This is a genomic window from Sphingomonas sp. LT1P40, assembly GCF_036663835.1.
Taxonomy (GTDB): Bacteria; Pseudomonadota; Alphaproteobacteria; order Sphingomonadales; family Sphingomonadaceae; genus Sphingomonas.
Map to the genome: position 1 here is coordinate 1329070 of NZ_JAXOJT010000001.1, position 11020 is coordinate 1340089.

The 11020-nt window shown below is 65.5% G+C and carries 8 protein-coding genes and 1 tRNA gene; 2 read left to right on the forward strand and 7 right to left on the reverse strand.

Going from position 1 to position 11020, the window contains the following annotated elements:
• Positions 1-105 precede the first annotated feature (105 nt).
• Positions 106-1632 carry an acyl-CoA carboxylase subunit beta gene (locus U1702_RS06450; RefSeq protein ID WP_332723092.1) on the reverse strand — a complete coding sequence of 509 codons (1527 nt, stop codon included), beginning with the start codon at positions 1630-1632 and terminating at the stop codon, positions 106-108.
• 99 nt (positions 1633-1731) lie between these two features.
• Here U1702_RS06450 and U1702_RS06455 point away from each other — a divergent pair, with 99 nt between their 5' ends.
• Positions 1732-3126 carry a helix-turn-helix domain-containing protein gene (locus U1702_RS06455; RefSeq protein WP_332723093.1) on the forward strand — a complete coding sequence of 465 codons (1395 nt, stop codon included), beginning with the start codon at positions 1732-1734 and terminating at the stop codon, positions 3124-3126.
• A gap of 267 nt (positions 3127-3393) precedes the next feature.
• Here U1702_RS06455 and U1702_RS06460 read toward each other — a convergent pair whose 3' ends face one another.
• Positions 3394-4977, reverse strand: coding sequence for an MFS transporter (locus tag U1702_RS06460; protein WP_332723095.1), 1584 nt, complete (start codon positions 4975-4977; stop codon positions 3394-3396).
• A 148-nt stretch (positions 4978-5125) separates the two neighbouring features.
• Positions 5126-5202, reverse strand: a tRNA-Arg gene (locus U1702_RS06465).
• An 85-nt stretch (positions 5203-5287) separates the two neighbouring features.
• Here U1702_RS06465 and U1702_RS06470 point away from each other — a divergent pair.
• The gene (locus U1702_RS06470; RefSeq protein ID WP_332723097.1) at positions 5288-5779 is read left to right on the forward strand and encodes a hypothetical protein; all 492 of its coding nucleotides are present in this window, start codon (positions 5288-5290) and stop codon (positions 5777-5779) included.
• Positions 5780-5782: 3 nt separating this feature from the next.
• On the opposite strand, the gene U1702_RS06475 is transcribed toward U1702_RS06470, so the two are convergent.
• From U1702_RS06475 to U1702_RS06490, 4 genes are read right to left on the reverse strand one after another with little or no spacing between them, the layout of a single operon-like run.
• Positions 5783-8023 carry a fused MFS/spermidine synthase gene (locus U1702_RS06475; RefSeq protein ID WP_332724608.1) on the reverse strand — a complete coding sequence of 747 codons (2241 nt, stop codon included), beginning with the start codon at positions 8021-8023 and terminating at the stop codon, positions 5783-5785.
• Between the two features lie 11 nt (positions 8024-8034).
• The gene (locus U1702_RS06480) at positions 8035-8580 is read right to left on the reverse strand and encodes a GNAT family N-acetyltransferase (protein ID WP_332723100.1); all 546 of its coding nucleotides are present in this window, start codon (positions 8578-8580) and stop codon (positions 8035-8037) included.
• The gene (gene hemB / locus U1702_RS06485) at positions 8577-9563 is read right to left on the reverse strand and encodes a porphobilinogen synthase (RefSeq protein ID WP_332723102.1); all 987 of its coding nucleotides are present in this window, start codon (positions 9561-9563) and stop codon (positions 8577-8579) included. Before hemB ends, U1702_RS06480 begins: the two co-directional genes overlap by 4 nt.
• 18 nt (positions 9564-9581) lie before the next feature.
• Entirely contained in the window at positions 9582-10973 is a 1392-nt protein-coding gene (locus U1702_RS06490) for an MATE family efflux transporter (RefSeq protein ID WP_503623846.1), read from the reverse strand.
• Positions 10974-11020: the final 47 nt, after the last annotated feature.

The following is an 11020-nucleotide window of genomic DNA, read 5'->3' on the forward strand; positions in this document are numbered from 1 at the left end:
GGAACCGGTCAATATTGCCTGCCCGCCCCGAAATGCCCGTACTGCGCGCACTCCAAAAAGGAACGTCACTCCAGCCAGGATTACGAAAGCAATGAACATCACGGCCTAAAGCGGAATATTGTCATGCTTCTTCCACGGATTCTCCAGCTGCTTCCCCCGCAGCTTGCGTAGTCCCAGCGCGATCCGCCGCCGCGTCGAATGCGGCATGATCACCTCGTCCACGAACCCCTTGCTCGCCGCGACGAACGGGTTGGCAAAGCGCGCCTCATATTCCGCCGTCTTTTCCGCAATCTCTTCCGGCGTGCGCCCGCGAAAGATGATCTCGACCGCACCTTTCGCGCCCATCACCGCGATCTCCGCGGTCGGCCACGCATAGTTCAGATCGCCGCGCAGATGCTTCGACGCCATCACGTCATACGCCCCGCCATAGGCCTTGCGCGTAATCACCGTGATCTTCGGCACCGTCGCCTCGGCATAGGCGAACAGCAATTTCGCGCCATGCTTGATGATGCCCGAATGCTCCTGCCCGACGCCTGGCAAAAACCCCGGCACATCCACGAACGTCACGATCGGGATTTCAAACGCATCGCAAAAGCGCACGAACCGCGCGGCCTTCTTCGATGAATTGATGTCCAGGCACCCGGCCAGCACCATCGGCTGGTTCGCGACGATACCCACCGTCCGACCCTCGACCCGCCCAAAGCCGATCAGGATATTGCCCGCATGCGTCGGCTGAACCTCGAAGAAATCGCCCTCGTCCACCGTCTTCCGGATCAGCTCGTGCATGTCGTACGGCTGATTGGCGTTCGGCGGGATCAGCGTATCCAGACTGTCCTCAAGCCGGTCCCACGGGTCGTCGCTCGCCCGCTCCGGCGGCGTCTCCCGGTTCGATGCGGGCAGGAAATCCACGAAGTCGCGGGCCGCGAGCAGCGCCTCGATATCGTTATCGAACGCCACATCCGCGACCCCCGACTTCGTGGTATGCGTCACCGCGCCGCCCAGTTCCTCCTGCGTGACGATCTCGTTGGTAACGGTCTTCACTACATCCGGGCCGGTGACGAACATATATGACGAATCCTTCACCATGAAGATGAAGTCGGTCATGGCGGGACTATACACGGCACCGCCCGCGCATGGTCCCATGATCAGGCTGATCTGCGGCACCACGCCGGACGCCAGCACGTTGCGCTGGAAGACCTCGGCATAGCCGCCCAGCGACGCGACGCCCTCCTGAATCCGCGCGCCGCCGCTGTCGTTCAGGCCGATGACCGGCGCGCCGACCTTCAGCGCCATGTCCATGATCTTGCAGATTTTCTGCGCATGGCGTTCGGACAGTGACCCGCCAAACACGGTAAAGTCCTGGCTGAACACAAAAACCAGCCGCCCGTTGATCGTGCCTGATCCGGTGACGACGCCGTCGCCCGGCACGGTCTGCTCGGGCATTCCGAAATCGACGCAATTATGCTCGACATACATGTCGAGTTCCTCGAACGATCCTTCGTCGAGCAACACGTCAAGCCGCTCGCGCGCGGTCAGCTTGCCCTTGGCGTGCTGCGCGTCGATGCGCTTCTGCCCGCCGCCAATCCGCGCCGCCGCCCGCCGCCGTTCCAGTTCCTCGATCGTCGAAGACATGCACCTCTCCTTGGCCGGTCGCCTTCACAGGACACGCGCCAACAAGCAAATGCAATGTTGCGAAGTTGCGTCGTGCACATTTGCAGATATGATGCCGCGATGGAAACCACCCGCCGCCGCCTCTTCGCCGGAGCAAAAGTCCGCGACCTGCGCAAACAGGCCGGCCTGCCACAGGCTGCAATGGCGCAACGGCTCGGTGTATCCGTCAGCTATCTGTCGCAGATCGAGAATGAAGAACGCCCGCTCACCCCGCCCGTGCTGATAGCCCTCACCCGCGAATTTCCGCAGCTATGGGGCGATGTCGGCGAGGACCATAGCGTCTCCGACCTCGTCCGTGCGATCGACGCGGGGACGGACAGCAGCATCGCGGGCGATCCGCTTCCCGAAACCGCCGTCCAGCGCGGCCTGGAGAAACACCCCGCCCTCACTCGCCGCATGGTGGCGCTGCACGACGCATGGCGACGCAGTCAGGCACAGCTCAGCGTTCTCGACGACAAGGTCGAAAGCGGCGCAGGCAGCGGCGGCGCACTGCCGTGGGAGGAGGTCCGCGACTGGTACCAGGCGGAGGGCAATTACATCGATGCGATCGACCGCGCGGCGGAATCGCTGGCGGACGGGTTCGACGGTCCGCGCGGGATCGAGGATCGGCTGCGCGGCTGGCACGGCATCCGCATTGACGATGCCCGCGACGACGACACCCGCCTTTCCCGCTTCGACGCCGACAATCGCCGCCTCACGATCAGCGGCGTGTTGCCCCCCGAAAGCCGCGCCTTCCTGCTCGCCCACGCCCTCGCTCGCCACGAGTTCGCCAATGAGATGCGGGTCGTCAGCGAGACCAGCGGCCTGTCCTCCCCCGCCGCCCGCGAACTCCTCTCGCTCGGCCTCGCCAATTACGCGGCGGGCGCATTGTTGATGCCCTATGCCCGCTTCCGCGACGCCGCGCGCGAAGTCCGCCACGACATCGACCGCCTGCGCCAGCGTTTCGGCACCAGCTTCGAGCAGACCTGCCACCGCCTCTCCACCCTGCAACGCCCCGGTGCGCAAGGCGTCCCGTTCTTCTTCTGTCGCGTCGATATGGCCGGCAACATCACCAAACGTCACTCGGCGACCCGCCTCGCCTTCGCCCGCTTCGGCGGCGCGTGCCCGCTGTGGGTGGTGCATGAGGCGGTTGCGATCCCCGACCGCATCCTCGTCCAGCTTGCCGAAACCCCCGATGGCGCACGCTACGTCTCGATGGCCAAGGGACTGGTGAAACCCTCCGCCAGCTACGCCCGCCCGCCGCGCCGTTATGCCGTAGCCTTAGGCTGCGACGAAGAACACGCCGCCGAGTTCATCTATGCCGATGGCCTGCGCACCGGCGGCATCGCCACCCCGATCGGCACCAGCTGCCGTATCTGCCCCCGCACCGACTGCGACCAGCGCGCCTTTCCGCCAGCAGCCAGCGAAATCCGCATCGACCCGGATGTCCGCGCGGCAGTGCCTTACGCGTTCTAAAACGAAAAGCGGCGTCCGGTCACAGGGGTTGGACCGGACGCCGGAAGTTTCAGGGGATGAATGCGTCTCCGCACCGCCACTAAATGCCCGGCAGGGGCGGTCCTAACCACGGTCGAAATCAGACGTTAAGGCGTGTCGAATTCAGTTCAGGTGGAGTCGAAAAGGGTGATTTTCGAGCACCGGAGCGCAGCGTGCTTATGGCACGTGAGCACTGGAGCGCAGAAAATCGCGCTTTGCAGACCCGCATGGGCTGAATCTCGACGCGCCTTAGGTGGATCTGGTGGGATCGGTCATGGGATCGGCCATTTCGCGCGCCGATGGCAGACGCAGACCCGGCAGCGACCCCGTTTGCCGCTCGATCATGCGATGCACCACCAGCGGCCTGTCACCGTACAGCGCCCGCAACGCCTCGCTATTCGCATCGTCGGCATGCGTCCGCCGCTGATTATGCCGCACATAGTCCAGCCAGGTCGGCACATGATAGCGCTCGACCCACAATTCGGGATCGCCCAGATCGCGCAACAGCGACCAGCCGCGCGCGCCATCCCGCCCCCGAATCCGCCGCCGCTCGCTCATCACGCTCAGGAAGGTCGGGATGTCGCCGGGCGCGATACGATACTCGATCGTCACCACGATCGGCCCACTGCGCGCTTCCACCGGGATTTCGGTCGCCGGTTCGGTCCAGCTACCGCGCGGATCGAGGTTGCTCGACGCCAGCCGTGGCACCGGCAGCCAGAACCCGATCAGCGCGCTGAATACCTGCGCCCCCGCAGCCACCAGCAACGCGATCGAAACCCCATGGTGATCGGTGATCCACCCAAACACCCAGCTGCCTATCGCCATCCCGCCGAACGCCGTCATCTGATACAGCGCCAGCGCCCGCGCCACGACCCAGCGCGGCGCCGCGAACTGAACGCTGACGTTGAAACTCGACAGCGCCATTACCCAACCGGCTCCGGCCAGTGCCAGTGCAGGCAACGTGAGCAACAGCGAAGGACTGAGCGCTGCCACCGTCGCGCCAAATGCGATGCCAACAGACGCAGCCCGTACCAGCTGCTCGGTATTCCACCGCCGCCGCAATCGCCCGCTGGCCAATGCCCCGCCGACCGCACCGACTCCAAATCCGCCCAGCAACAGGCCGAATGTCAACGGCCCGCCGCCGATCAGGTCGCGCGCCACCAGCGGCATCAACGCGGTGATCGCACTCGCCGACAGCCCGAACACCCCCGCCCGCACCAGGACGGCCAATATGTCGGGCGACAGCATCACATACCGCACCCCCGCGACCATCGCGACGCCCAGCCGCTCACGCGGGAGCAGTCGCGGCGGTAAGTCCGGCTTCCACCGCGTCAGCACCCCAATCAGCGCCAGATAACTCACCGCGTTGACCGCGAACGCCGCCGCCGCGCCCGCCACCGCAACGATCACGCCACCGATCGCGGGACCCAGGCTGCGCGCAATGTTGAACCCCATCGAGTTGTACGCGACCGCCTGTGGCAAGGCCGCGCGCGGCACCATCTCGCCCACCGACGCCTGCCACGCCGGCCCGTTGAACGCGACGCCGCACCCGATCAGAAAGGTAAAGCCGAGCAACAGCCACGGCGTCAGCACGCCGAACCACGCGCAGATCGACAATGTCAGCGACACCAGCAGCATGAAGCCCTGCGCCGCCAGCATTACCTTGCGCCGATCCAGATTGTCCGCCACCGCGCCCGCCCACAATGCCAGCAGCATGATCGGCAGCGTCACCGATGCCGACACCAGTGCAATCATCTGCGGCGGCGCGCCCAGCGAGATCATCATCCACGACGCACCCACCGACTGGATCAGCCCGCCAAAGTTCGATGCCATGCTCGCCAGCCACACACGACGAAAGATCGGGATCGCAAACGGCGACTCAGGAGGCTGCATATCGGCCATGCCGCGTGTGTAGAGCGCCGCGCGCGGATCGCCAGAACAACAAAGCCCCGCAAGGCCGATAACCTTGCGGGGCTTTGAATGGTGCGCCCGGAACGATTCGAACGTCCGGCCCCCAGATTCGTAGTCTGGTGCTCTATCCAGCTGAGCTACGGGCGCACATTGGAGGAGCGCAGATAGAAGCGGTTCCCGGTAAACGCAAGCCCGTTGCGCATGGTTTCTTCACGGCATAGACCCGCGCACGATGCGCACCCTGATCCCCCTGTCCGCCCTGACCCTCCTCACCGCATGCGTCGATGTGGATAAGGGCTATCCGTCCCTGTTGCCCCGCCCGATCGAGAGTCGCGACGATGCTGAACCGGTGCGGGAAGATCCGGTCGCCGCCCCGGACGCCGCGCTCGATACGCGTGTGGCGACTCAGCGTGCCGCTGCCGACGCCATTGCAAAACGCTTTCAGACCGCGGCGATCGAGACCGAAGCGCGCGTCGCGGTCGCGCGCGGCGTTCCCGAAGGCAGCGAAAGCTGGCTCGCGGCGCAGACCGCGCTGGCCGACCTCGACATGATTCGCAGCGAAACGCGCGATATTCTCACCGCGCTTGAGGAAACCGCGTCGGCACGCGCACAGGCTGGCGAACCCGCCTATCCCGCGCTCGACACCGCGATTAGCGACATCGGCGCGACGGTGGCTGCGCAGGATGCACGGGCAAAGGCGCTGGAAGACGCGCTTGCCGGATAAACCCTAGGGCAGATCCTTGTTCAGGCTGCGCAGGATCGGCAGGATCGTCGCATAGTCGTCGGTCCACGGCGTGAAGCCCGGCGTCGTCTCCAGCGCCCGCCACTCGCTCCCGCGCGCCTTCAGCGCCGCGATCGTCGCGGGCGAACGCGACAGCGCGATCCAGTCCGATGTTGCCGCTTCCTCCATCTCCTCCATCATCGTCGGATGATAGGTCAGGCCCATCGCGCTCCACCCGCCGGCCTTCGCGGCGGCTTCGACCACCGGCTCCAGCGACAGGAAGCGGTTAGAGATATGGACGAGCAACAACCCGTTCTTCGCTAGCACGCGATCGTAAGTGGCAAATGCCTCCTGCGTCATCAGATGCATCGGCACCGCGTCGGACGAGAATGCGTCGAGCACCAGCAGGTCGAGGCTGGCGGGCGCATCCTCCGCCAGCCTCAGCCGCGCATCGCCCAAGATGATCTCCGCCTTGGGATTGCACTGCTCCAGGAACCGAAACGGCCCCTTTGCCAGCTTCACCACCGCCGGATCGATCTCGTAAAAGCGCCATGACTGGCCCGGCTTCGCGTAACAGGCCAGCGTTCCGGTGCCGAGCCCGACCACGCCGACGCGCGCGGCGGGACCGTAAAACCCCTCCAGCGCCATCATCGCCTGCCCCACGCCCGAACCGAACACATAATAGGTCGTCGGCGTGCGCAATCGCGTCTCGTCACCCTCCAGCTGAACGCCGTGCAACGTGGTCCCGTGCGCCAGCCGCTTCTGATCGAGCAAATCGGTGATCGTGTAGACACCGAAATAACTGCGGGTGCGCACATCCCCGGCCCAGCTCATCGCCAGCGAACGATACCCGCCGAACAGGAACAGCGATCCCGCCAGCACGATCATGAACGGCACGCGCATGCCGATCGTGAACAGCCCGATCAGCGCGATGGCGAGGTAGAGCATCCCCAACACCTTCTCACCCAGCGATGCGGCCGGGCCGAACAACCCGAACCACACGATCACCGCGACCAGCAGCGCGACGATAAGGGTGCGGATGCGCACGCCCTGTGCTTCCGCGTTCCACAGCTTTGCCATTGGTGGCAGCAGGAAGGATTGCGGCACCAGCAGCCCGGCGGCGAGGATCAGGATCGGATATTCATAGGTCCAGTCGAACAGGATCGGCGCGATCAACCCGGCGAACACCCCGCCCAGCGCCCCGCCCACCGACATGGCGAGGTAAAACCCCGTCAGCCGGTCCGGCTCCGGCCGCAGATCATACATATGCGTGTGCAGCGCCACCGCGACCATGAACAACAGCCCCAGCGCCATCAGCGCGTTCAGCTCCGGATTTTCGTTATGCCCGGCGATCATCAGCCCGCCGAACATCAGAATTGTGACCGGCGCGAACCGCGTCAGAATCTCGGCCAGCCCGCGCCGCGCCGCGAACGCAATCGTGAAGCTCAACAGATACAGGCCCAACGGCAGCACCCACAGCATCGGCACCGCGACGATATCGGTGGTCAGGAAACTCGACGTCGCCAGCATCAGGCCCGACGGCACGAACGCCAGCGCCACCCAATGCGCCACGCGACGGCGCGATGGCGGCGCGCTGGTCGCCTGGACATGCGGCTCGCCCGTCGCCTGACGCGGCAACAGGAACGCGCATGCCGCGACCGCGACGAACACCAGCACATAGCCGCCAGTCCACAGCCAGCTTTGCGAATGCAGCGCCATCCCCGGTTCGACCAGCAACGGATAGGCGATCAGCCCGCCAAAGCTGCCGACATTCGACGCGGCGTACAGCGCATAGGGATCGCGCCCGCCCGATGCGATGGCGAACCAGCGCTGCAACAACGGCGCCTGTGCCGAGATCGCAAAGAATAACGGCCCGATCGAGGCCCCTAGCAGCCAAGGCACCCACACCGCCGGCTCCGCATCCGCCGGCATGTTCATCGCCATCAGCCCGATCGGCAGCCACAATGCCGCGACCGCCAGCACCGCCAGATGGATCATCGCCTGCTTGCGCACCGGCACCCGGCCCAGCATGTGCGCATAGGCATAGCCGCCCAGCAGCAACGCCTGATAGATCAGCATCGCGCTGTTCCATACGGCCGGCGCACCACCCAGCCGCGGCAACGCCATGCGTGCAATCATCGGCTGGACGAGGAAGAGCAGAAAACTGCCAAGCAGGATCGTAGTGACGAACAGCGGGCCGCTGATCCGGCTCAAGCACGAAGGTACGTCGTCATTCGGCTCGGCCATCGTCTCAACGGTCACGCATCATTCTCCGGGCGGTCGATAGCATAGACGATCATCGCGCCGATCGGGTCATCTTGCGCGTAATCGGGATGCCGGAAATCGAGATCGGTCCGTCGTTTCATTCCCAGCCGCTCCATCAATCCCCAGGACGGGGTATTTCCGATCACCGTCCATGCCGCGATACGCGGACGCGCCGTGTTCGCCCAGCCCCATGCGATGCTCGCCTCCGCCGCCTCGCGCGCGACGCCCTGTCCCCAGTACGCCTCGCCAATACGCCAGCCGATCTCCAGCTCGTCGGGTACCGGCGTGTCTGGATGCCCGCCGATGCGCAGTCCGCACACCCCGGCTAACGTGCCACTGTCCTTCCACTCGACCGCCCACATGCAGTGGCCGTCGCGTTTCTGCAGCATCATCTGCCGGTCGAGAATCGCATCATGCTTCGCCTGTGGGACCGGCCCGCCGAAATGCGCCATCATCGCAGGCGTGTTGACCAGCGCATGAAAACCCCGCTTGTCCGTCTCACGCCACGGGCGAAGGACGAAGCGTTCAGTCTCGATCACGCGCCCAGCAACCGCGCCGCATGCGCCGCATGATAGGTCAGCACGCCGCTGCACCCGGCCCGCTTGAACGCCATCAGCGTCTCCAGCACCAGCGCGTCACGGTCGCCAGCCCCCGCCGCTGCCGCCGCCTCGATCATCGCATACTCACCGCTCACCTGATACGCGAACACCGGCACCTCGAACCGCTCCTTCACGCGGCGCACGATGTCCAGATAGGGCAGGCCCGGCTTCACCATCACGCTGTCCGCCCCCTCGGCCAAATCCAGCTCAACCTCACGCAGCGCTTCCTCGGCATTGGCCGGGTCCATCTGGTAGGTTTTCTTGTCGCCCTTCAGCAGCCCACGCGAACCCACCGCGTCACGAAACGGCCCATAAAACGCCGACGCATATTTGGCAGCATAAGCCATGATCTGGACGTTGACGTGCCACTCATCCTCCAACGCCGCGCGGATCAGCCCGACCCGCCCGTCCATCATGTCGCTCGGCGCAATCACGTCCGCCCCGGCCCGCGCCTGGTTGAGCGCCTGCCCAACCAGCACCTCGGCCGTCGCATCGTTCAGCACGTAACCCGCATCGTCGACCAGTCCGTCATGCCCGTGCGCCGTATAGGGATCGAGCGCGACATCGGTCAGCACCCCGATATCCGGCACCGCATCTTTGACCGCCCGGATCGCGCGGCACATCAGATTGTCGGGATTCAGCGCTTCCGCACCGTCATCGGTGCGCAAATCGTGCGGCGTGTTGGGAAACAGCGCGAGGCACGGGATGCCCAGCCCAACCGCTTCCTTCGCCCGCGCGACGATCCCGTCGACCGACCAGCGCGACACGCCGGGCAGCGACGCAATCGGCTCCTCCTCGGTCCCGGCGCTGACGAACAACGGCCAGATCAGGTCGGCGGGCGTCAACACCGTCTCGGCATGCAACCGCCGGCTCCACGCGGCGGCGCGGGTACGACGAAGGCGAAGCGCGGGATAATGGCTCATGCCGGTGCTGATGCCCCCTCAACCGGTGGGTTGCAAGCGCCCGGCGGGTTCGGCGGTGCCATGCGCATGCTCCGCCGCATCCTCGGGTTCCGGCGGCACCGCAAGGACAGCGGCGCGCCAGCGCCCATAGCGATAATAGAGTGCGGCCAGTGCCAGCGCGACCGCCGAGCTCAGCGGAAACGCGAACCACAGCGCATCGCCACCGAACCAGCGCGGTCCAACCACCGCAAACCCGATCCGGATCGGGAACAAGGTGAAGGCCAGGATCAGCAGCGGCGCGATCGTCGCGCCATTCGCCCGCACCGTTGAAAACATCACCATCGTCGCGCCAAACATCACGAAGGTCCAGCTGGCGATCAGCTGAATATGCCGCGCGATCGGGATCGCGGCGCTGTCCGCCCCAACGAACAGCGCCATCACCGGCCGGTCGAACAGGATGATGAGCACGATCACCGACACCGTGATCGCGGTGTTATAGACGATCCCCGCCCGCGTGATCGCGCCGACCCGGTCCCATCGCCCCGCGCCGATATTCTGTGCCGCCATGCTCGACACCGCGACGCCGATCGCCATCGCCGGCATCTGGATATAGGTCCATAATTGCTGCGACACGGCATAGGCGGCGGCGGTATCGACGCCCAGCCGGTTGACGAGTCCGACCATCGACAGGCCCGACACCGACATCACCAGCATCTGCGCACCCATCGGCAGCCCCTTGGCCACGATCGTGCGGACCAGCGCGCGCTCGGGCAGCAGGTATCGCAACTCCGCCCCGCGCAGCCGGATCGGCAAGTCGCGCCGATAAACATAGGCCAGCAGCCCAAGCGACGAGACGATCCCCGCGATGAGCGTCGCGGTCGCCGACCCCGCAATCCCCATGCGCGGAAACGGCCCGATGCCCGCGATCAACAACGGGTTGAACACCGAATCGACGACGACGCTCAGCACCATGAACCACAAGGGCGTGACCGAATCGCCTGCGCCGCGCAGGCCCATCTGGATCAGCACGCCAAACATGGCGAACGGCAGGCCGAGGAAGATTACCCGCAGATAATCCTGCGCCAGCCCCTTCGCTTCGCCGGGTGTCGCCAACAGGTCCAGAATCTGTGGCGTGAACAGCCAGCCCAGCGCCGCGATCACCACTGCCCCGCCCGTCACCAAGCCAATCGCCGACCCGAACGCCCGCCGCGCGCCATCGATATCGCCGCGCCCGACCGATTGCCCGATCAGGATTGTCGCCGCCATCCCGAACCCGAACACCGCCGAGAACATGAGGAACATGATGATGTTGGCGTTGCTCGTCGCCGCCAGCGCCTGCTCACCCAGAAACCGCCCGACCCAGATCGAATTGATCGACCCGTTGAGCGACTGCAGGATGTTCGAGCCCAGCGTCGGCAGCGCGAACAGCAACAGCGTCCGACTGATCGGCCCTGTCGTCAGGTCGCGGCGGGCGGCGG

Bases quoted from the DNA above. Each gene is read 5' to 3' on its own strand.
- U1702_RS06450 (WP_332723092.1), bottom strand. From the start codon at position 1,632: ATGTCTTCGACGATCGAGGAACTGGAACGGCGGCGGGCGGCGGCGCGG.
- U1702_RS06455 (WP_332723093.1), top strand. From the start codon at position 1,732: ATGGAAACCACCCGCCGCCGCCTCTTCGCCGGAGCAAAAGTCCGCGAC.
- U1702_RS06460 (WP_332723095.1), bottom strand. From the start codon at position 4,977: ATGGCATCGAACTTTGGCGGGCTGATCCAGTCGGTGGGTGCGTCGTGG.
- U1702_RS06470 (WP_332723097.1), top strand. From the start codon at position 5,288: ATGCGCACCCTGATCCCCCTGTCCGCCCTGACCCTCCTCACCGCATGC.
- U1702_RS06475 (WP_332724608.1), bottom strand. From the start codon at position 8,023: ATGGCCGAGCCGAATGACGACGTACCTTCGTGCTTGAGCCGGATCAGC.
- hemB (WP_332723102.1), bottom strand. From the start codon at position 9,563: ATGAGCCATTATCCCGCGCTTCGCCTTCGTCGTACCCGCGCCGCCGCG.